This is a genomic window from Ensifer sp. YR511, from assembly GCF_900103045.1.
Lineage (GTDB): Bacteria > Pseudomonadota > Alphaproteobacteria > Rhizobiales > Rhizobiaceae > Ensifer > Ensifer adhaerens.
Window position 1 is genome coordinate 106,106 of sequence record NZ_FNGR01000006.1, and the last position, 21,066, is coordinate 127,171.

General features: G+C 62.6%; 23 protein-coding genes. 8 read left to right on the forward strand and 15 right to left on the reverse strand.

Annotated elements, in window-relative coordinates:
- Positions 1-45: 45 nt before the first annotated feature.
- From BLU15_RS13515 to BLU15_RS13530, 4 genes are all read right to left on the reverse strand, one after another.
- Entirely contained in the window at positions 46-783 is a 738-nt protein-coding gene (locus BLU15_RS13515) for an ABC transporter permease (RefSeq protein WP_060601437.1), read from the reverse strand.
- On the reverse strand, positions 783-1,721 hold the full coding sequence (locus tag BLU15_RS13520) for an ABC transporter ATP-binding protein (RefSeq protein WP_090295903.1): 939 nt from the start codon (positions 1,719-1,721) through the stop codon (positions 783-785). Before BLU15_RS13520 ends, BLU15_RS13515 begins: the two co-directional genes overlap by 1 nt.
- Entirely contained in the window at positions 1,718-2,887 is a 1,170-nt protein-coding gene (locus tag BLU15_RS13525; protein WP_060601441.1) for an ABC transporter permease, read from the reverse strand. The genes BLU15_RS13520 and BLU15_RS13525 overlap by 4 nt, the downstream gene beginning before the upstream one ends.
- A 99-nt stretch (positions 2,888-2,986) precedes the next feature.
- Positions 2,987-3,898: a glycine betaine ABC transporter substrate-binding protein OsmF gene (locus tag BLU15_RS13530; protein WP_060518255.1), complete on the reverse strand. Its 912-nt coding sequence runs from the start codon at positions 3,896-3,898 to the stop codon at positions 2,987-2,989.
- Positions 3,899-4,233: 335 nt separating this feature from the next.
- On the opposite strand from BLU15_RS13530, the gene BLU15_RS13535 reads away from it, so the two are divergent.
- Both BLU15_RS13535 and BLU15_RS13540 read left to right on the forward strand, forming a co-directional pair.
- Complete coding sequence (locus BLU15_RS13535) at positions 4,234-4,701, forward strand: membrane protein (protein WP_034799505.1); 468 nt, start codon at positions 4,234-4,236, stop codon at positions 4,699-4,701.
- Complete coding sequence (locus tag BLU15_RS13540; RefSeq protein WP_090295904.1) at positions 4,698-6,074, forward strand: FAD-containing oxidoreductase; 1,377 nt, start codon at positions 4,698-4,700, stop codon at positions 6,072-6,074. Before BLU15_RS13535 ends, BLU15_RS13540 begins: the two co-directional genes overlap by 4 nt.
- A 26-nt stretch (positions 6,075-6,100) precedes the next feature.
- Here BLU15_RS13540 and BLU15_RS13545 read toward each other — a convergent pair whose 3' ends face one another.
- The 8 genes from BLU15_RS13545 to BLU15_RS13580 all read right to left on the reverse strand — a co-directional run bounded on the left by BLU15_RS13545 (position 6,101) and on the right by BLU15_RS13580 (position 13,357).
- Positions 6,101-7,252 carry a M20 aminoacylase family protein gene (locus BLU15_RS13545; RefSeq protein ID WP_090295907.1) on the reverse strand — a complete coding sequence of 384 codons (1,152 nt, stop codon included), beginning with the start codon at positions 7,250-7,252 and terminating at the stop codon, positions 6,101-6,103.
- Positions 7,253-7,262: 10 nt separating this feature from the next.
- The gene (locus tag BLU15_RS13550; RefSeq protein WP_090296061.1) at positions 7,263-8,027 is read right to left on the reverse strand and encodes an ABC transporter ATP-binding protein; all 765 of its coding nucleotides are present in this window, start codon (positions 8,025-8,027) and stop codon (positions 7,263-7,265) included.
- A 36-nt stretch (positions 8,028-8,063) separates the two neighbouring features.
- On the reverse strand, positions 8,064-8,765 hold the full coding sequence (locus BLU15_RS13555; protein WP_060586196.1) for an ABC transporter permease: 702 nt from the start codon (positions 8,763-8,765) through the stop codon (positions 8,064-8,066).
- Positions 8,765-9,478, reverse strand: a complete 714-nt coding sequence (locus tag BLU15_RS13560; RefSeq protein WP_034799489.1) for an ABC transporter permease — start codon at positions 9,476-9,478, stop codon at positions 8,765-8,767. The genes BLU15_RS13555 and BLU15_RS13560 overlap by 1 nt, the downstream gene beginning before the upstream one ends.
- A 160-nt stretch (positions 9,479-9,638) precedes the next feature.
- Complete coding sequence (locus tag BLU15_RS13565; protein WP_034799485.1) at positions 9,639-10,439, reverse strand: transporter substrate-binding domain-containing protein; 801 nt, start codon at positions 10,437-10,439, stop codon at positions 9,639-9,641.
- Positions 10,440-10,467: 28 nt separating this feature from the next.
- Positions 10,468-11,271 carry a dimethylarginine dimethylaminohydrolase family protein gene (locus tag BLU15_RS13570; RefSeq protein WP_034799482.1) on the reverse strand — a complete coding sequence of 268 codons (804 nt, stop codon included), beginning with the start codon at positions 11,269-11,271 and terminating at the stop codon, positions 10,468-10,470.
- A gap of 30 nt (positions 11,272-11,301) precedes the next feature.
- Entirely contained in the window at positions 11,302-12,273 is a 972-nt protein-coding gene (gene ctlX / locus BLU15_RS13575) for a citrulline utilization hydrolase CtlX (protein WP_034799479.1), read from the reverse strand.
- 1 nt (position 12,274) lies between these two features.
- Positions 12,275-13,357, reverse strand: a complete 1,083-nt coding sequence (locus BLU15_RS13580; protein ID WP_060530301.1) for an ornithine cyclodeaminase — start codon at positions 13,355-13,357, stop codon at positions 12,275-12,277.
- A 92-nt stretch (positions 13,358-13,449) separates the two neighbouring features.
- Here BLU15_RS13580 and BLU15_RS13585 point away from each other — a divergent pair, with 92 nt between their 5' ends.
- The 5 genes from BLU15_RS13585 to BLU15_RS13605 all read left to right on the forward strand — a co-directional run bounded on the left by BLU15_RS13585 (position 13,450) and on the right by BLU15_RS13605 (position 16,936).
- Positions 13,450-13,875 carry an Lrp/AsnC family transcriptional regulator gene (locus tag BLU15_RS13585; RefSeq protein WP_034799473.1) on the forward strand — a complete coding sequence of 142 codons (426 nt, stop codon included), beginning with the start codon at positions 13,450-13,452 and terminating at the stop codon, positions 13,873-13,875.
- Positions 13,876-13,927: 52 nt separating this feature from the next.
- Complete coding sequence (locus BLU15_RS13590) at positions 13,928-14,449, forward strand: carboxymuconolactone decarboxylase family protein (protein ID WP_034799759.1); 522 nt, start codon at positions 13,928-13,930, stop codon at positions 14,447-14,449.
- Positions 14,450-14,465: 16 nt separating this feature from the next.
- Positions 14,466-14,990 carry a GNAT family N-acetyltransferase gene (locus BLU15_RS13595; protein WP_034799471.1) on the forward strand — a complete coding sequence of 175 codons (525 nt, stop codon included), beginning with the start codon at positions 14,466-14,468 and terminating at the stop codon, positions 14,988-14,990.
- A 69-nt stretch (positions 14,991-15,059) separates the two neighbouring features.
- Complete coding sequence (locus tag BLU15_RS13600) at positions 15,060-15,455, forward strand: MarR family winged helix-turn-helix transcriptional regulator (protein WP_034799468.1); 396 nt, start codon at positions 15,060-15,062, stop codon at positions 15,453-15,455.
- Between the two features lie 185 nt (positions 15,456-15,640).
- Complete coding sequence (locus BLU15_RS13605) at positions 15,641-16,936, forward strand: MFS transporter (protein ID WP_034799465.1); 1,296 nt, start codon at positions 15,641-15,643, stop codon at positions 16,934-16,936.
- A gap of 81 nt (positions 16,937-17,017) precedes the next feature.
- Here the strand turns inward: BLU15_RS13605 and BLU15_RS13610 are convergent, their stop codons facing one another.
- The 3 genes from BLU15_RS13610 to BLU15_RS13620 form a co-directional block, all read right to left on the reverse strand.
- Positions 17,018-17,446 carry an OsmC family protein gene (locus BLU15_RS13610; RefSeq protein WP_060518277.1) on the reverse strand — a complete coding sequence of 143 codons (429 nt, stop codon included), beginning with the start codon at positions 17,444-17,446 and terminating at the stop codon, positions 17,018-17,020.
- 125 nt (positions 17,447-17,571) lie between these two features.
- Positions 17,572-19,161: an ABC transporter substrate-binding protein gene (locus BLU15_RS13615; RefSeq protein WP_090296064.1), complete on the reverse strand. Its 1,590-nt coding sequence runs from the start codon at positions 19,159-19,161 to the stop codon at positions 17,572-17,574.
- A 10-nt stretch (positions 19,162-19,171) separates the two neighbouring features.
- On the reverse strand, positions 19,172-19,855 hold the full coding sequence (locus tag BLU15_RS13620; protein ID WP_034799462.1) for a helix-turn-helix domain-containing protein: 684 nt from the start codon (positions 19,853-19,855) through the stop codon (positions 19,172-19,174).
- Between the two features lie 129 nt (positions 19,856-19,984).
- On the opposite strand from BLU15_RS13620, the gene BLU15_RS13625 reads away from it, so the two are divergent.
- Entirely contained in the window at positions 19,985-21,058 is a 1,074-nt protein-coding gene (locus tag BLU15_RS13625; RefSeq protein WP_051659494.1) for an ABC transporter permease, read from the forward strand.
- Positions 21,059-21,066: the final 8 nt, after the last annotated feature.

Consider the following 21,066-nt stretch of genomic DNA (forward strand, 5'->3'; position numbering starts at 1 on the left):
CGACAGCCGGCCGATTGCCCGGCCGCGCGTCGCCACCGCCTGCGCCTAGCGCCCCATCCGCGCAGCAAGCTTCCGCTCCGCCGCCTGCAACCCATCGTGCAAAAGCACCGCAAGCGTTGCGACGATCAGGCCGCCCTGGACGACGAAGGAAAGGTTGTTCGATTGCAGCCCGGCGATGATTACTTCGCCGAGTGTTTTTGCGGCGACCGTCGATCCGATCGTGGCGGTTGCCAGGCTGATGACGACCGAAAGCCGGATACCCGCCAGGATCACCGGCATCGCCAGCGGCAACTCCACCTTGAGAAGCCGCTGGCCGCTGGTCATGCCGGCGCCGCGCGCCGCCTCCATGACGGAGGAAGGCAAGGTCGTCAGCCCCGTCAGCGCATTCTCGAAAATCGGCAGCAGGCCATAGAGAAAAAGCGCGATCAGCGTCGGCTTTTCGCCGAAGCCGAAGATCGGAACAGCGAGCGCCAGAACCGCGACGGGCGGAAAGGTCTGACCGATATTCACCAGGCTGCGCGACAGCGGCAGGAATTCTGCTCCGGACGTGCGCGTGACGAGAATGGCAAGCGCAAGCGCGACCAGCGCGGCCGCTGCCACCGCCAGCGCCACCGTGCGCAGATGCAAGAACGTCAGGTGCAGCAGGCTTCCCTGGTTGTAGATGACAGGGGCGTTGTCCTGCACCAGCGGCCGCAGCAGCGGCTCGAACCAATGCGGCTGCAGCAGGAACGCGACGAGAACCAGGAAAACCGCGATGCGAATGAGAGTGGCGAGCTTCGGCATCAGGCTGGACCGGCCGCGCGTTTGGCCAACCCCTCAAGGCTGACCCTGCCGATTACGGCGCCGTCGGGACCTGACACCGGCAGCGCATCTCGTCCGGACCAGAGGAGTTCGGCCAGGGCTTCCCTTTGGCTGGCATCGCTCGATATCGGCGCGCCTTCGGCGGCCCCGGGTTCCACCGCGCTCGAGACCGGCGCGATCGCGAGCAGGCGGTAGGGCCGTTCGCCCGCCCCGATCAGGCTTTCGACGAAGGGCGTGGCCGGCTTCAGCAGCATTTCGGCGGGGGTCGCGTACTGCACCACTTTGCCCTTGTCCATGACGGCAATGCGATCGGCGAGGTGAAAGGCCTCTTCCATATCGTGGGTGACGAGAATGATCGTCGTCTGGAAGTGTTTCTGGATGGCAAGCAGGTCGTCCTGCGCCTTGGCGCGGATGATCGGATCGAGCGCCCCGAAGGGCTCGTCCATCAAGAGCACCTTCGGCTCGGCGGCAAGCGCCCGGGCAACGCCCACGCGCTGCTGCTGGCCGCCGGAAAGCTCGTGTGGGAAGCGTGGACCGAAATCTGCGGGATCGAGTTGGAAAAGGCGCAGGAGTTCTTCCACCTTCGCATCGATGCGCGCCCGTTCCCATCCGAGCAAGGTCGGCACGGTCGCGATGTTCTGGGCGACGGTGCGATGGGGAAACAGACCGTGCCCCTGGATTGCGTAGCCGATCCGGCGGCGCAACTCATAACCGGGCAGCGAACGATTGTCCTCGCCATCGAGGCGAATTGTGCCCGAGGTCGGCTCAACCAGCCGGTTGACCATACGCAAGAGCGTGGTCTTGCCGGAGCCGGAGGTGCCGACGACGACGGTGACGGTGCGCGGCGCGATCGTCAGGCTGACGTCGTCGACAACGGTGCTTTCGCCATATCGCTTGGTGATGTTCTCGATCTCGATCATGCGGCCTCTGCCTGCCTGGTGTTGGGTGTGGCCATCTCGATCACCGCGTCGAGCACGATCGCCGCGGCGAACGCCAGCACGACCGTCGGGACGGCGCCGAGCAGCACGAGGTCCATCGCGGTCTGACCGACGCCCTGAAAGACGAAGACGCCGAAGCCGCCGCCGCCGATCAACGCGGCAATGGTCGCAAGGCCGATATTCTGGACGAGCACGATGCGGATGCCGGTGAGGATCACCGGGAAGGCCAGCGGAAATTCGATGCCGACCAGCCGCTGCCAATCGGTCATGCCGATGCCACGCGCGGCATCATTCGCGTCCCGCGGAACGCCTGCCAGACCGACGACGGTGTTGGCGACGACAGGCAGCAGCGAATAGAGAAAGAGCGCAACAAAGGCCGGGGCAACACCGATGCCACGAATGCCGATGGCAGCCGCACCCGGCACATGGAGGGCGATCCAGCCGAGCGGCGCGATGAGAATGCCGAAGAGCGCAATCGACGGGATCGTCTGGATCGCGTTCAGGACGCCGAGCAACCCATCGCGCAGCCGCGTGACGCGGTGGCAGAGGATGCCGAGCGGGATGCCGACGAGGGTCGCAGCCACGAGCGAACCGAGCGCCAGGGTCACATGCTTGCGGCCCTCCGCCCAAAACGTGTCCACCCGGCTTGCATATTCCTTGAGAATCGACAGGCCGTCCCAGGCGCCGGCAAGAAGGATGGCCGAAGCAAAGGCCAGCACGACGGCGAGAACGACGATGCGCACGAAGGGCGCCGGGCGCAGTCGCGTCAAGGCGTCGGCGGCGAGCAACCCGAAGGCAAAGAGCATGATCCAGAAGCCCGAAGCCGGCGAGACGCGGGCATAGGTGTTGGCTTCGGGTGTCAGATGCGTGGCGGCAACGCCGATGCCGAGCGCCAGCGCGGCGAGCGCGACAAAGGCGGCAGCGAGACGTAGGTAAGCGGGCGATCGGACCAGCGCGACGATGACCGCGCAGACCACGATGCCCAACAGCACGGCACTCCACCCCGAAGGCAGGGCGTCGGCCACCGACTTGACCTCACCGGCGACGATACGGTTGGCACGAAACGTTGCAAAAGGCGCTATGAAGGCGCCGCCGAGCGCCAGGGCCGCAATGATCGCTCCGAGCTTGTCAAAGCGGAGTGCTTTCAAACCACATTCCCTCCCCGCCTGTGCCGGCGCATCTCCGGCACCTGCAGGCCTATCCCCGGAACGCCAGCCATCCGACCAGCGTCCCGGATCTCCGTCAACTTATTTCAGAAAGCCGTTCTTCTTCAGGAAGTCCTCGGCGACCGCCTTGGCCGGTTCGCCGCCGACCTGCACGCGACCGTTCAGGTCTTGCAGCGTCACCAGGTCCAGTTTCTCGAACACGGGCTTCAAGAGTTCCTCGATCTGCGGGTTTTCCTTGAGCACCGCTTCGCGAATGATCGGGGCCGGCTGATAGACGGGCTGGACGGCCTTGTCGTCTTCCAGGACCACGAGCCCGGACGGGGCGATGCCGCCGTCGGTGCCATAGACCATGGCTGCGTTCGCACCGTTGGTCTGGTTCGCCGCGGCCGCGATCGTTGCCGCGGTATCACCGCCGGAAAGCGTGATCAGTTGGTCCTGCTTCAAGGTGAAGCCGTAGGTGGTTTGGAAGGCCGGCAGTGCGGCGGCCGAATTCACGAATTCCGACGACGCCGCGAGCACGACCTTGCCGCCGCCAGCGATGTACTTGCCGAAATCGCTCAGCGTCTTCAGCTTGTTTTCGTCAGCGACTTCCTTGCGTAGGCCGATCGCCCAGGTGTTGTTGGCCGGCGATGGCGTCAGCCAGACGATCTTGTTGGCGTCATAGTCGAGCTTCTTGGCCGTCTCGTAGCCCTTGGCGGCATCCTTCCAGACCGGATCGTCGGCCTTTTCGAAGAAAAAGGCGGCATTGCCGGTATACTCCGGATAGATGTCGATCTCGCCGGCGGTGATCGCCTTGCGTACGACCGGCGTCGCCCCAAGCTGGACGCGATCGACCGTCTTTATGTTGTTGGCGTTGAGCACGGCAAGGATGATGTTGCCGAGCACGCCGCCCTCCGTGTCGATCTTCGAGGATACGACCACATCGGCGCTCGCCGCGGCGGCAGTCAAGGTGAAGGCAAGGGCAGTTCCGATAAGCAGTCTGGTCAGGCGCATAGGTTTCTCCTCGGATTTCGATGCGCAAGTTTGATCACGGAACGTCCGCTCCGTCGGGGCAAGCCATTCCATATATGTCAGCCCCCGGCAAAAAATAGGGTTGCATCCAGAGACTGTGGCAGGCGAATATTTTCCTACATTGATAAACACGATCGAAAGCATAGACTACCGTTTATGGCGGTAGCTGATTGGGCGTTGCAATCGCCGGCGTTGTCGGCCACTCTGATCGCGGCCCGCCAGAAACACCCGCTTTCACTCTTGGTTGCGATGCCGCTCGACCCGAACCGCTTGGGGGCTGGTGGCTTGGGTTCGCCCGGCGAACGTTCGGGGACACGATGTCGATCTATTTTCTGACGCTCATTATCGGCGTGGTCGCTGGCCTGCGCACCATGACCGCACCCGCCGCCGTCAGTATTGGCGCAGCCGCGGGATGGTTGCCGCTCAGCGGTACCTGGGCGGCCTTCATGGGCTTTCGCTTCACACCTTACATCTTCGGCCTTCTGGCCCTAGTTGAGTTCGTCACCGACCAATTGCCGAGCACACCGAGCCGAAAGGTGCCGCAACAGTTCGGCGCCCGCATCGTCAGCGGCGCGTTCTGCGGGGCCGCGCTCGGATTGACCGGACATGCTATGCTCCAAGGATTGGTCGCCGGCGTTATCGGTGCCGTCATCGGCACGCTCGGCGGCTATGAAGCCCGCAAGCGCCTCGTCGCGGCCATCGGCGGCAAGGACCTGCCGATCGCCCTTCTCGAGGATGCTGTTGCCGTTCTCCTCGCACTCTGGGTGGTGTCCTCGGTCTCATGACGAAACATTTCGACGCAATCATCATCGGTGCCGGCCAGGCCGGCCCATCGCTTGCCGGCCGGCTGACGGCAGCGGGCAAAACCGTCGCGCTGATCGAGCGCAAGCACTTCGGCGGCACCTGCGTCAACACCGGCTGCATGCCGACCAAGGCGATGGTCGCGAGCGCCTATGCCGCGCATCTGGCGCGACGGGGCGCGGACTATGGCGTGACGACCGGTCCCGTCACCATCGACTTTACCCGCGTCATGGCGCGCAAGGACACGGTGCGGTTCACGTCCAGGGGAAACATCGAAAACTGGCTGAAAGGCATGGAGAACTGCACCGTCTTCGAAGGCCATGCGCGCTTCGAAAGCCCGCATGAGATCCGAGTCGGCGACGCGCTGCTCTCGGCCGACCAGATCTTTCTGAATGTCGGCGGACGCGCCGCAACCCCGGATTTCCCTGGTGTCGCAGAGGTGCCCTATCTCACCAACGTCTCGATCATGGATCTCGACACCCTGCCCCGCCACCTGATCGTCGTCGGCGGCAGCTATATCGGACTCGAGTTTGCGCAGATGTTCCGTCGCTTCGGCTCCGAGGTCACCGTAATCGAGAAGGGGCCGCGGCTGATCGGCCGGGAGGATGCGGACGTTTCAGACGCCATTCTCGCGATCCTCGAAAAAGAGGGCATCCAGTTTCGCCTCAATGCCGAATGCATCCGCTTTGCCAGGAGCGGCGACGATGTGGTCGCCGGCGTGGATTGCACGGCGGGCGCGCCCGAGATCGTCGGCTCTCACCTGCTGCTTGCAACCGGCCGCCGGCCAAACACGGACGACCTCGAGCTCGGCCGGAGCGGCGTCAAGACCGACGCCCGCGGCTATGTCGAAGTCGACGAGACGCTCAGGACCAACGTACCGCACATCTTCGCGATGGGCGACTGCAATGGACGCGGCGCCTTCACTCATACGGCCTATAACGACTTCGAGATTATCGCCGCCAATCTGCTCGACGGAGAGGCGCGGAAGGTCAGCGATCGCATTTCGACCTACGGCCTCTTCATCGATCCACCGCTCGGTCGCGCCGGCATGACCGAGACCGAGGCGCGCAAATCGGGGCGCAAGCTGCTCATCGGCACGAGGCCGATGACCCGCGTCGGCCGCGCCGTGGAAAAGGGCGAGACCGAAGGCTTCATGAAGGTGATCGTCGACGGCGACAGCAAGGAGATCCTCGGTGCTTCGATCCTCGGAACGAGCGGCGACGAGGCAGTGCAGAGCATCCTCGACGTGATGTATGCGGGCAAGCCCTACACGACGATCACGCACGCGGTTCATATCCACCCAACCGTGTCGGAACTGATCCCGACGGTCTTTGGAGACATGCACCCGGCCACCTGAGCGGCCGGGCGTTTGATTCCTCGCGCTTAAACGAGCGCCGCGCGTGCGAGCTGGTAGAAATAGGTCGCGCCGCGCTCAAGGATGTCGTCGTTGAAATCGTAGCGGGTTGTGTGCAGTCCGCTGCTGTCGCCATTGCCGATCAGCACATAGGCGCCCGGCACCTTTTCCAGCAGGAAGGAGAAATCCTCGCTGCCCATCAACGGCTCGGGAAGCTCGACATAGGCATCAGCGCCGAATGTGTCGGCAATCACCGCACGCGCATCCTCGACCGCCTCAGCATCGTTGATCGTCGCGGGATAACCGACCTGCCAGTCAAAGACGGCTTCGGCGTTGTAGCTTTCCGCCTGCAGGCGGGCGATCTGCTCGACGCGCTCCTGCAACTGCTTGCGAACAACAGGATCCATCGCGCGCATGCTGATTTCCAGCACTGCGGTATCCGGAATGATATTCGAGGCCGAGCCCGCCTGGAACGAGCCGACCGTCAACACGGACGGCTGGTGCGGCGACACATTGCGCGAAACCAGCGTCTGCAGCGCCATCACCACGCTGGAACCGACGACGACCGGGTCGACCGTCAGTTCCGGCTGGGCGCCGTGGCCGCCCTTACCCTTGATCGTCAGCGTCAGCACGTCGATCGATGCCGCCATGGCACCGGCGCGGCTGGAGAACTGGCCGACCGGAAGACCCGGCCAGTTGTGAAGCGCATAGACCCGCTCGCAAGGGAAGCGCTCGAAAAGGCCGTCTTCGATCATCAGCTTGCCGCCGCCGAAGTTTTCCTCGGCCGGCTGGAAGATCAGATGAACCGTACCGTTGAAGCTCGCGTCCTTCGACAGCGCCCAGGCGGCACCGAGCAGCATGCTGGTATGACCGTCGTGGCCGCAGGCATGCATCGCGCCCGGATGCTTGCTCTGGTAAACAAGACCGGTCTCTTCGTGCATCGGGAGCGCGTCCATGTCGGCACGAAAGCCGATGGCGCGGTTGCTGTTGCCACGCTTCAGCGTTGCAACGATGCCGGTTGTCGCAAGACCGCGCGTAACCTCGAAACCCCAGGACTGCAGCAGTCCCGCAACGAACTCCGAGGTCTTCACCTCGGAAAGGCCGATCTCGGGCATTTCGTGCAGCTTGTGGCGGATATCGACGAGTTCGGGCAGGAACTCGGAAAAATTGGTGTCGCGCATCGGGGCCTCCTCAAGCCATCTGCAGGAACTGGCGCAGGCGCGCCGATTGCGGGTCACGCATCATCTCAGACGGCGCGCCGCGTTCTTCGACCAATCCCTTGTGCAGGAAGATCACTTCGCTGGAGATATCACGGGCGAGTGACATTTCATGGGTGACCATCACCATGGTGCGGCCCTCTTCGGCGAGCTTCTTGATGACGAGCAGCACCTCGTTGACGAGTTCCGGATCAAGCGCCGAGGTCGGCTCGTCGAAAAGCATCACCTCAGGCTTCATCGCCAGCGCCCGGGCAATTGCCGCGCGCTGCTGCTGACCGCCCGAGAGCTGATTCGGATAGTGGTCGCGCTTGGGCGTGATGCCGACCTTCTCCATCAGCAGTTCGGCTTCGCCGATCGCATCCTTCTTGGTCATGCCGAGCACGTGGATCGGCCCTTCGATGATGTTTTCGAGAATGGTCTTGTGGGACCAGAGGTTGAAGCTCTGGAACACCATGCCGAGGCGCGTGCGGATATGTTCGAGCTGCCGCTTGTCGGCTGCATGGAACTTGCCGTCCTTGCCCTTGACGGTGCGGATCACCTCGCCCGAGACGGAGATCTCGCCCTCGTCCGGCGTCTCCAGATAGTTGATGCAGCGCAGAAGCGTGCTCTTGCCCGAGCCGCTGCTGCCGATCAGCGAGATGACGTCGCCGGACTTCGCCTCGAAGGAGACGCCTTTCAGCACCTCGACGGACCCGAAGCTCTTGTGAATGTTCTTCACCGAAAGCGCTGATGCGACCATGTTCATTCCTCTCGCGCGCCGTGGCGCGTCTCCTCTTTATGCCTTCGCCGTGCGGTAGCGCGTGAGCCGCTTCTCGACGACGCCCATGATGCGCGTCAGGATGAACACGACGGTGAAATAGATGATGCCGGCGGCAATCAGCGGTTCGAAGATCAGCAGCGACTGGCGCTGCAGCATGCGGGCGGTGCCCATGACCTCAAGAATGGTGATGGTCGAGGCAAGCGACGTCGTCTTCAGCAGGATGATCAGGTCACCCGTCAAAACCGGCAGGCACGAGCGGAACGCCTGCGGCAGGGTGATGCGGCGCAGGACCATCGACGAGCGCATGCCGATCGATTTTGCCGCCTCGATCTGGCCGCGCGGGATCGCCTTGATCGCGCCGCGGATGACCTCGGCATTGTAGGAAGCCTGGTTGAGGCTGAGTGCAAAGATCGCATACCACAGGCCGTCACGCAGATAGGGCCAGAGGAAGCTATGGCGCACCCAGGTGCCGGGTAGGATTTGCCCGAGGCCGTAATAGATCAGGTAGATCTGCACCAGAAGCGGCGTGCCGCGGAAGGCGAAGGTGAAGACATAGGCCGGAACCGAAAGCACGCGGCGACCGGAAAGCCGGGCGAGCGCCACGAGCGTGCCGATGACGAGGCCGAAGACGCCGGCGACCGCCGTCAGAAGCAGCGTGAGCGGTGTCGCCTTGATCAGCGCCGGCAGGAAGCCGACGACGTTGGAGATCGTTTCCATCAGTTGTGCCCCCGATTGAGGCGGCGCTCGATCTGGGCGATCACCAGGACGGAAACGAGCGTAATTGCCAGAAACAGAATGGCCGTCAGCCCGTAGAAGAAGATGTACTGCTTGGTGCCTGCCGCCGCGCGATAGCCCGTGTAGAGCAGCTCGCTGAAGGAGCCGAGCACGCTGATGATGGCGCTTTCCTTGGTGATAGACAGCCAGAGATTGCCCATGCCGGGGACCGCGTGGCGCATCATCTGCGGGAAGATGATGCGGGTGAAGACCTTGCGCCTGTTCATGCCGATCGAAACCGCCGCCTCGATCTGGCCCGGCGGCACGGAGAGGAAGGCCGAGCGCAGCACCTCGGTCATGAAGGCGCCGGAAACAAAGGCGAGCGCGATGATCGCCGCCCAGAACGAGCTGAACTGAAAGGTTTCGGCAACGAGCCCGAAGTGCTTCAACAGCCGCTCGGCACCGCTCGCGACCGAGAAATAGAGAAGCAGGATGACGAGCAACTCAGGCAGCGAGCGCACGACCGTCGTGTAGATATCGGCAAGGAAACGCGGGATCCGGTGCTTCGACAGTTTGCCGGCAGCGCCCAGGAAGCCGAAGAGAACCGCAACCGCATAGGCGACCACGGAGACCTGCAGGGTCATCACCAGGCCCCAGGCGAAATCGTCGCCCCAGCCCTCGCCGCCCCAGGCAAGCAATTGCCAGTAATAGTCCATCCGTCGTTACCTGTTCCCGATTGTCTCGTCAGCCCCTACGCCGCTGCCCGATCGGTGCGGGCAAGGTGGCTGTAGCGGTTGCTGCGATGGTGCCCCGGCGCTGCGGCCGGTTTTGGCGAATGAGGGCGGCGACGCTGGCCGCCGCCCTCCGAAATCCGGTTTACTTCTTGCCGAAGATCCACTTGTCGACGAGCTTCTGCGTCGTCCCATCCTTTTCGAGCGCGGCAAGGCCGGCATTGACCTTGTCGAGGGTCGCAGCGTCACCCTTGCGGACGGCATAGGCGACGCCTTCGCCGAGCGTGACGTTCTTCGGCACTTCGACCTTGACCTCGTAGTCGGCGCCTTCAGGCGTCTTCAGGAAGGTCTGGATGTAGAGGTCGGGGATGAGCACGTAGTCGACGCGACCGGCGATGAGGTCGGCGACCGAGTTGTCGGCGGTGTCGTAGCTCTTGGCTTCGGCGCCGGTCAGGTACTTGGCGACATAGGCCGACTGCACGCTCGACGTCTGCACGCCGATGATCTTGCCCTCGACGCTTGCCGGGTCAATGATCTTGCCAGAACCGTCGGCGGCGTCGGCCGTCTTGATCTCGCTCGTGTCACCCTTGGAGCCAACGAAGGACGTGCCTTCGGTGTAATAGGGCGTCGAGAAATCGACGACCTGGCGGCGCTCGTCGGTGATCGAGAAGGCGCCGATGATGAAATCGACCTTGTTTTCCTTCAGCGACGGGATGAGACCGTCCCAGGCCATCTGGTTGATGTCGCACTTGACGGCCATCTTCTCGCAGAGCGCGCGGGAGAGATCGGCTTCAAGGCCCTCCCACTCGCCGCCGGCGTTCACCTGGGTGAACGGCATGTAAGGCTCCGGCGTCATGCCGAGGCGCAGCGTCTCCTCGGCAAACGCGCTGCCGGCAGCCATGGAAAGGGCGATCCCTGCGAACAGGGCGGTCTTCAACGTCTTCATAATGTTCCTCCTCGGGGATTGCGTCGGATCAGAGCGTGTTGCTGAACCAGCGCAGCGACATGCAGGAAAGACCTGCGTCGATCTTGCCGATCTCCGTCGTCTTCATCGGCACGACCTTGTAGCCGAGCTTGTCGAGCATCTCGATCGTGCGCGGGAAGTCCGAGCCGACCATGACGACGTCGTTGACGCGCAGCGCATTCGCTGCCGGCTCTTCGCCTTCGGGAATGATCACCTGTTTGAAGCGCTCGAAGGCGCCGGACTTGGCGAGGCGCGCGGTCGAAAGCACGGTCTCGTCGTCGAGCAGCGAGCAATCGGTCTTGAAGTGCAGCACGCCTTCCGGCGTGGCGACGATCTCGCTTTTGCGACCGAGCTTGGTCAGGCAGGCCTGAAGTGCTTCGGCGCCAACCTTGTTGGTACGGGCCGAAAGACCGATCATCACGCTTTCGCGGGTGGTCAGAACGTCGCCGCCATCGGCAAAGCCGGTGCCTGGCAGATCGAGAACCGTTTCGAACATGGCGCGAAGCGTCGGCTCGATCTCCGGCGTTTCCTTGACGCGGGTTTCGGCACCCGGACGCAAGAGGATCGCGCCTTCGGTGAAGACCAGCGCCGGATCTTCGACGAAGATCGAGTCCGGGAAGGCTTCGAGCGCCGGCAGCACCGTCACCTTGACGCCCGCGTCCTTCATCGCCGCGATATAGGCATCGTGTTCTGCCTTTACACCTTCGAAGGTGGGGTTGCCGCGGTCATCGGCGCGAAGGCCGTTGACGACCGACTTCGACGGGGTGCGGACGATGATGTTGTTGAACTGGTAGACGGGGCGTGACTGCGACATTTGTAGACCTTTGGCTTGGATGAGGTGCTTCTATCGATCGGACATGGCGGCGTAAAGCGGTTGCTTGTTCACGTTTTCCCGACGTGACAGGTGAACGCCAGCGAGCATGCAGCGCACGGAGCCGCCCGCGAGCTCGATGGTCGGAACGTCGAAGGCGAGAACACGGGCAGAGACTTCGAGCGCCTTGATCTGGTCGGCGCGGAGCGAGGCGAGCGCGCGAGCCGACATGACCACGACGCGGCCATCGGCACCGTCGAGTTCGATGGCATTGCCGGCGAAGTTCTCGATTTGCTCCAGCGTCAGATCGATGACCTGGCGGCCGGTTTCCTCAAGCCGCAAGCAGATCTCCTGGCGACGGGCGAGATCCGGGATCATGCTCGTGCCGATCAGCGCAAACTCGGTGCCGATGCACATCAGCACGTTGGTGTGGTAGATCGAGTTGCCCTGGCGATCGACCGCGCCGAAGATCATCGGCTCGAAATTGAAGTGGGTGCAGAAGCGTTCTAGCGCCACTTCATTGGTGCGGTTGGAACGTGCGGCATAGGCGACGCGACCGATATGGTCGAGCACCATGGCGCCCGTGCCTTCGAGGTAGACGCCGTCCTTTTCAAGGCCGGAGTAATCGATCACGTCCTGAACGCGGTACTCGTTCTTCAGCATCTCGATGATGTCGGAGCGGCGCTCGCTTTGACGGCTTTCCGAATACATCGGATAGATCGCGACATGGCCACCCGAATGGGTCGAGAACCAGTTGTTGGGGAACACCGAGTCCGGCCGCGTCGTCGTCTCGTCTTCGAAGAGATGGACTGCGACGCCGGCGTTCGAAAGCCCGTCGGCCATGCGGCTGACTTCGTCATAGGCGGCCTTGGCGATCGCAGTCGGCTGGCGCGCCGCGTCGGTCGCCTGGAAGGCATTGTCCTTGGCCGTCATCGGGTTGGGGCCGAAGTGGTGCGGGCGGATCATCACGACGCCCTTCGGCGCCTGTACGGACAGTCTCTTCATGTTATGCGGCACTCCGCTCGGCAGGGACCGCCGGCTGCTGCCGGAACAGGCCGTAGAGATCGCGCGGATGGTCCGGCTGGGTCGTCAGGTCGAGCTCGGTGTAGAATGCGGTACCCTGGATCTTGTCGCGCAGGAAGCGCAGGGCCGAGAAGTCTTCGGTAGCAAAACCGACGGAATCGAAGATGGTGATCTGGGCGCTCGAGCGACGGCCTTCGGCCTCGCCGGCAATCACCTGCCAGAGTTCGGTGACCGGGAAGTCCGGCGCCATCTGCTGGATCTCGCCCTCGATGCGGGTCTGTTCCGGATATTCGACGAAGACGTCGGCGCGGCGCAGGATGTCCCCCTGCAACTCCGTCTTGCCGGGGCAATCGCCGCCAACGGCGTTGATGTGAACGCCGGCGCCCACCATGTTGTCGGAGAGGATCGTGGCATTGCGCTTGTCGGCCGTGACGGTCGTGATGATGTCCGCGCCAGCAACCGCTTCTTCCGCCGTGGTTGCGACGACGATGTCGAAGTCCATATCCGAGAGGTTGTTGCAGAACTTGGCGGCGGCTTCCGCATCGATATCGAAGACCTGAAGGCGCTTGACGCCAAGAAGGGCGCGGAAGGCGAGCGCCTGGAATTCGGACTGGGCGCCGAGACCGATGATCGCCATCGAGCGGGCATCAGGACGTGCGAGGTACTTCGCGGCAAGCGCCGATGTCGCCGCCGTGCGCAGTCCCGTCATGATCGTCATTTCGGAAACGAGACAGGGGTAGCCGGTGCTGACGTCGGAAAGAACGCCGAAGGCGGTCACCGTCTGCAGGCCGACATTGGGGTTCTTCGGATGGCCGTTGACGTATTTGAAGCCGTAGTGCTCGCCGTCCGAGGTCGGCATCAACTCGATGACGCCGGTCTTCGAGTGGCTGGCCAGCCGCGGAGTTTTTTCGAAAACGTTCCACCGGCGGAAATCGTCTTCGATGTATTCCGCAAGACCCACAAGAAACGTCTCAATGCCGATCGATTTGACCAGCTCGATTACGTTGCCGACACCGACATACTGAACCACGTTTAAAACTCCATCGGAGAAATTCGATGAAGTCAGCCTAGGCTTGCAAGAAGTGAGTTGAAATTTTAAACCTGCGCAAAATTACAGGACATATTGAGCAATTTGCGCAATCGTAATATACACCTTTCATGCATATCTTCGATGACCTCGACCACCAGCTCATCTCGCTCCTGCGAGAAGACGGGCGCGCGCCCTACTCCAAGATCGCTGCGGTGCTCGGCATATCGAGGGCGACCGTGCAGACTCGCATCGACCGGCTGCTCGAAAGCGGCGCGGTCCTGGGCTTCACGCTGCGCGTGCGGCAGGATTATGACGATCGCGCCATCCGTGCGATCATGATGATCGAGGTGAGCGGCCGAAACACCACCAAGGTGATCAAATACCTGCGCGGCCTGCCGGAACTTTATGCCCTGCACACCACCAACGGCGGTTGGGACCTGGTCGCCGAAATCCGCGCCAACAGCCTCAGCGATTTCGACCGCATCCTGCGCGAAGTGCGCGACGTCGAGGGCGTGTCGAACAGCGAAACGAGCATTCTGCTCAGCACCGTCTGACGCTCCTACCCATCATCTGCGCAGCTCGCGCACGACCAAGACAGGCATGACCATGAGCCATATCCCCCAGATCGACTACGACACCGCCTCGGATGAAATCCGCGCCGCCCACGACGAGGAGGTGCGCGTGCGTGGCCGCATGACCAACATGAAGCGCACGCTTTTACATTCGCCGGTCGCGCACCGGATCTATGCGGAATGGTTCACGCTCCGCGAGGAACTACGCCCTACCCTCGACGACAGGGCGATCTGGTTCCTCTCCCATTCCATTTCGGAGGCCATGAAATCCCCAATCGCCATGGGCTTCTTTCGTCGCGCCTTCGCCAATGCCGGCATCGATTTTCACACGGACGTGCCGAGCGAAGACGAACAGCGCCTGATCGCGTTCGGCCGCGCCATCGTCGCCGACAGCAATGCCGTTACGGAGGAAATCTGGGTTGGCCTCAAGGCACGCTACGACGCCAAGGCGCTGGTCGACCTCGTCGCTTTCTCCGGTATCATGGTGGCGACGGCGCTTTTCAACAATGTCGTCGAAGTGGAGTTCGACAAGGAACTGGAACCCTTCGTCGATTGAGACAGTGAAGAGCAGCGTGACAAACGATATGACAATCAGGCGCGCGACCGTCGCGGATGCGTCAAGCCTTGCGGCGATCAGCCTGGAAGTCTGGCTGAACACGTATATCAGGGATGGCGTCAACGCATTCTTTGCCGATTATGCGCTGCAGCACTTTACCACCGCGCGCTTCGAAGAAATTCTGGGCGACCGCAACGAGACCGTCTGGGTTTCGCAGAACGTTGTCGGTATCGACGGCTTCTTGCGCATGTCCGCGAATTCGCCGGCACCGGTCGATATCGCCTCCGACCTGGAAATCACGACGCTCTATGTCCAGCCCCGTCACCATGGTCGCGGCCTCGGCAAGGCACTCCTGAAGACCGGCCTGCAATTCTGCCTGGACACGGGCCAGCTAGGCACCTGGCTGGCGGTGAACGCCGAAAACGAAAAAGCCACGGCCTTCTACCTCGCGAGTGGCTTTGAGATGGCGGGACAAACCCATTTCACGATCGGCGACAAGGCTTACCCCAACCACGTTCTTCAGTTTCGCTTGGACCGCTGATCGCTTCGAACAGCGCCTTCACACCAAGAAACGGTTGACGTCGATCGCTTGCGTGTATATACACACATTATGTCTCGTTGCTATTGTGCCCTCTTACGCAAAGCCACCCGGCGAGTGACGTCAGTCTATGACGACGCGCTGCAGCCGATTGGTCTTAACCTTGCCCAGTTCAGCCTGCTTCGACACATCGCGCGCGATGAACCGATCTCGATGACCGAGCTTGGCCGCAAGATCGAACTCGAGCGATCGACGGTCAGCCGCAACGTCAAAGTGCTGGAGGGAATGGGATTGACCGCAACTGGAAGCGGAAAGGATCAGCGGGAGGCCATTGTCGAGCTTACGGAGAGCGGCCACCGGATACTGGCTGACGGCGCGCCGCTCTGGCAGGCCGCTCAGGACAAGATCGAGGCGCGGCTGGGAGCCGACGCCGCCGCCCAGCTGGAGGACCTGCTGCTGGCGCTCTAGCGCCTCGTTTCCAGACCAACTTTCTGGTCGCAGTCTGCGACTTGAGGCCAGAAGAATCCGGGCAGCCTAAGCTGCCAGGAACCGGCAGAAAACTGCCAAACAACAGTTCAATCTGCGACCTGCGCTCCGAAAGCCCGCGCAGCGCTGTCGCACGCCCTAAAAACACCGACGAAAGGAAGTCGACGATGCTCGGTCCGGCGCTTGCGCGTTATCTTGCCAGACGCAATATCCACTACGGCTGGGCTGTCGCCGCCGTCACCTTCCTGGTCATGCTTTCGACAGCGGGCGCCATGGGCTCGGCCGGCGTGCTCATCAAACCGCTCGAGACCGAATTCGGCTGGACCAATGCGCAAATCTCGCTGGCGCTCGCCATCCGGCTTTGCCTTTTCGGTCTGCTCGGTCCGTTCGCAGCCTCGTTCATGAACCATTTCGGCGTGCGCCCGGTCGTGTCTACGGCGCTGATCCTGATCATCTCCGGCATCGCCGCCTCGTTCTACATGACGGAACTCTGGCACCTGGTGGCGATCTGGGGCGTCGTGCTCGGCGTGGGTACCGGCATGACGGCGCTGGTGCTCGGCGCGACGGTCGCAACGCGCTGGTTCGACAAACGGCGCGGGCTCGTCGTCGGGCTGATGACCGCCAGCAACGCCACCGGCCAGCTGGTCTTCCTGCCGTTGCTCGCTTCTCTCACCGAAACGATCGGCTGGCGCTCGGCGCTGACGCTGATCATCGTCATCCTGCTTGCGGCCTTCACCCTGGTCCTGCTTCTGATGCAGGATCGCCCTGGGGACCTTGGCCTTGCGCCCTTCGGCGGCAAGCAAATGGTGGCGGCGCCGCCGAAGGCGAAGAGCTTCGGGGAACTGCTGATGGCACCGATCCGGGCGCTTTCCGACGCCGCCAAGACCAACACCTTCTGGGTGCTGTTTGCGACCTTCTTCGTCTGCGGCTTCAGCACCAACGGGCTGATCCAGACCCATTGGGTTTCGATCTGCGGCGATGTTGGTATTGCCCCCGTCGCAGCAGCCAGCCTGCTGGCGCTGATCGGCGTATTCGATCTGATCGGCACCATCGGTTCCGGCTGGCTCTCGGACCGTTATGACAACCGCTGGCTGCTCTTCTGGTTCTACGGCCTTCGCGGCCTGTCGCTGATGTTCCTGCCGTTCAGCGGCTTCAACATCTACACGCTGTCGATCTTTGCGATCTTCTACGGCCTGGATTGGGTCGCGACGGTACCGCCGACGGTGAAACTTTCGGCCGAACGCTTCGGTCCGGAACGCGCCGCCCTCGTCTTCGGCTGGGTCTTCACCGGTCACCAGCTGGGTGCGGCCAGTGCGACCTTCCTCGCAGGCGCCAGCCGGACGTCGCTTGAAACCTATACGCCGGCGCTGATTGCCGCCGGGATGCTCTGCATTGTCGCGGCCCTGCTGGTGCTGACGATCGGTCGGCGTCAACCGGAGGCGCTTACGCCGCAACCGGCCTGAGTCCTTCTGCCAGTTGCATCAAAAAGGGCGGGCTGCCAATGGCAGCCCGCCCTTTTGTTGGACGCTGAGACCCAATGAACGTCAGTGGGCAAACTCGGTCACGAATTCCGGATTGCCGCGGATCGTATTGCTAACGGTGCAGATCTCGTTTTCGGCGGCTTCCGCGATCGCATGGCGGACCGTGTCGTCAAAATCACCCTTGATGTCGAAGACGATGTTGAATTTTGCGACGCGGGACGGCTCGTCATGGGCTTTCTCGCCCGTCACCTTGGCACTCACTTCCGTCAGCCGGTCGAGCACGCCAAAACGGCTGGCGGCGATGCGGGCGCTCAGCACCAGGCAGCTTGCGAGCGACGCATAGAGCAGATCGAGCGGGCCGTAGCCCGCCTGCGACGGGCCGGTGACGATATCGAGTTCACCACCGGTGACCGAGGTCACATGCGGAAAGCCGGTCTTGCCGACCACAGCCGTCGCACCGGTTTCCCGCGTTCTCACCTTCACATCCGCCATGTCGTAAAACCTTCCCAGAACTTATCAAACCGATCGGTAGAAACACGTCGCCCCGGGCCGGAAGGCCCAGGGCGTTTTGATATGTGCGCCTTTTTCTCATCGGCGCAAGGGCGATCGCTGGCGGATCAGTTCTTCTTCACCAGGCGGTAGAAGACATAGTCCGAGATGGCGCCATTGACGTAGCCTTCGACCTTGTCCTTCATCGCGACCTGGGTCGCGGCCTGGAACATGATCACGATCGGCGACTTTTCCTGCACCTTGCGCTGCAGGTCGACATAAAGCGCGTCGCGCTTGGCCGGATCGGCTTCCTTGAGGGCTGCCTTGGTCGCTTCGTTGAGTTCCGCCGGAACCGCCCAGCCGTTACGCCAGGTGGTCGTCGACTGATACTTGTCGTCGGCGTTGTCTTCGTTATAGGCGAAGGCCTTGGCGTTCGAATGCGGGTCCATGAAGTCCGGGCCCCAATAGAGCAGCATCGCTTCGTGGGTGCGCGCGCGGTACTTGGTGATGACCTGGCTACCGGTGCCCGGGATGATCTCGAAGTTGATCCCGGCTTCGGCGAAGGACGCCTGCAGTGACTGCGCCATGTCGGTGAACGGCGTCGAGTTGATGACGTCGAGGGTCACCTTGATCGGCGTCTTGATGCCGGCATCGGCCAGGATCTTCTTCGCCTTTTCAACATCGTAGCTGTAGGGGGTCTCGTCGAGCGAGCCCGGGAAGCCCTTCGGCCAGAAGGCCTGGTGAACTTCCATCTGGCCCTTGAGGAAGCTGTCGGTCATGCCCTTGTAGTCGACGAGGTAGCGAGCGGCTTCCCAGACGGCTTCCGGCTGCAATGCTTCGTCCTTCTGGTTGAACGACAGGAAGTGTACGGCGGCCTGCGGATAGGATTCGACCTTCACGCCGTCCTTGCCTTCAAGACCCGAAACCTGGTCCGGGGTCAGGTTCTTCGCCATGTCGACGTCGCCGGTCTGCAGCATCAGCTGCTGGGTTGCGGCTTCGGCCACGTGACGGATGATGACGCCCTTGATAACAGGAGCGCCGCCGAAGTAGTTCGGGTTGCTCGCAAGGTTGAGCAGCTCGCCGGCGCGGAAGGCCTTGAGCACGAACGGGCCGGTACCGGCCGAATTGGCCTTGAGCCAGGCATTGCCAAAGTCGCCATCGGCCTCGTTGGCCTTGACGGTTTCCGCGTCGATCACCGAAGCCGGGCGAGCGGCGAGAACGTTGAGAACGAAGGCCGACGAGAAGTCGCCGTCATACTTGACCGTGACCTTGTTACCTGCGGCGGTCACCATCTTGTCGATGTTTTCGGGCGTCCAGCCGAGCTGCGTCAGGATGAAGGCCGGCGCCTTGTTGAGAACGACGACGCGCTTGAAGGAGTAGACGACGTCTTCGCCACGCAGCGGATTGCCGGAGGAAAAGGTAACGCCATCACGCAGCGTGAAGGTGATCGTCTTTGCCGCATCGTCGACCGTCCATTCGGAGGCAAGACCCGGCGCCAGCTTCTTCACGTCGGGCGCATCGTACTGCACCAGGCGGTCATAGGTCTGGGTGACGTATTCGCCCGAGGAGAACTCGTAGGCCTCGGCCGGGTCGATGCTGACGATGTCGTCGATATTCTGGGCAACGACCAACACATCGGCTGGCGTTTCGGCGAGTGCGGCCGGCGCCACGCTCATCATCAGGGACGCCGCGAAGACCGCAGCCTTGAACATTCTCATCATCATTCTCCTATTTTCGATGAGGCTTGGTTTTTGTCGGTGCCGGCTTCAGCGCCGATTGCGGCTGACCGGTCTCGTTGGATTGGGAAGCGCGGGGCCGGAAGAGCGGCAGGGTGCCGGTCCAGATCAACCGCACGGGTGCGTCTGTCTTGTTCCACCAGTAGTGGGGCTGGATGCCGCGGAAGTGCAGGCCGTCGCCAGGCGAAAGCATGGTGTCGTCGCCATCGAGCCCGAAGAGGATCTCGCCTTCGAGCATGTAGACGAGCTCTTCGCCCTCATGGCTGAAGACCTCGGAGCGATGCCCCGGCGGAATGGTGATGACGAAACTCGAAAGCTGGTTGCCGGCGAAATCCGCGCCAATGCGCTCATAGGAAACAGGCGAGCCGCCGACCGAAAACACCATGCGCCCCTCGGCGCGCGAAAGCCCGGTGTCGATCGCCGGTGCCAGGATGAAATGGTTGAGTTCGGCGCCCAGGCCTTGCGCAATCTGGGCCAGTGTGCCGAGCGAGGGCATGGCAAGATCGCGCTCGATCTGGCTCAAATAGCCGACCGAAACGCCCGCTGCGTCGCTGAGCGTCTGCAGGGTCATATGCATCTGCCGGCGGCGCGCACGCACCAGCGCGCCCACCTTCGGTTGCCCTGCCCCGGCCGATTTGCCCGACGCGGCCTGCGTATCCTCTGACGGATCGCTCACAGCGGTTATTCCTCCCGTTTCCGCCCCAGTAAAATTTTTTTGATTTAAGCAAACTTATTTATATACTCCAAGCAAATTTTTGCGGTATCGACAAGTGAGACCGCAAGCGAAGAGGGATGGTGACGCCACGTGGCAAACGACAGCACGACAGCAGCAGCGCCGGCGCGCCGCGCCGCCAGACCCAGTCGGGGACGGCAGCGCCTTCTTTCACTGGCAGGCTTCCTGGTAACGCTTGCGATAACCTTCCTCGGCCTGCTCGCAATCACCTTCTTCATCGGCCGCATCGTGCCGATCGACCCGGTTCTGGCTGTCGTCGGCGACCGCGCACCCGTCGCCGTCTATGAGCGCGTGCGCCAGGAAATGGGGCTCGACCAGCCGCTGATCACCCAGTTCGTCAGCTACGTACGTGACGTCGCCACCTTCAATTTCGGAACATCGGTTTCGACGGGCAAGCCGGTTATCGAGGACCTCGCTCGCGTCTTCCCGGCAACACTCGAAATGGCGACGCTCGGCATCATGCTCGGCGTGCTGATCGGCGTGCCGCTCGGTGTTTTTGCCGCCGCCCGCCGTGGCTCCTGGCTCGATCAGGGCATCCGCGTCATCGGTCTGCTCGGTTATTCGGTGCCTGCCTTCTGGCTCGGTCTCGTCGGCCTGGCGATTTTCTACGCGAAGCTGAAATGGGTCGGCGGCCCCGGCCGTGTCGACATCTTTTACGACGGCATGGTGTCGCCGGTCACGGGCCTGATCCTTGTCGACAGCATCATTGCTGGCGAATGGGAGATCTTCCGCAACGCCGTCTGGCACCTGATCCTGCCGGCGTCCTGCCTCGGCTTCTTCTCGCTCGCCTATATCGCCCGCATGACGCGCTCCTTCATGCTCGACCAGCTGAGCCAGGAATATGTGACGACCGCCCGGGTCAAAGGCGTGCCGGAGCGCCTGGTCATCTGGCGCCATGCCTTCCGGCCGATCCGCGTGCCGCTGATCACCGTTATCGGCCTGTCCTATGCCGGCCTGCTCGAAGGCTCCGTGATGATCGAGACGATCTTCTCCTGGCCCGGCATCGGCAACTACCTGACCGTCGCTCTGCTCAATGCCGACATGTCGGCCGTGCTCGGCTCGACCCTCGTCATCGGCGCGGTCTTTATCGGCATCAACAAGATTTCGGACGTGCTCTATCGCGTGCTCGATCCGCGTGCACGCTAAGGGAGGAG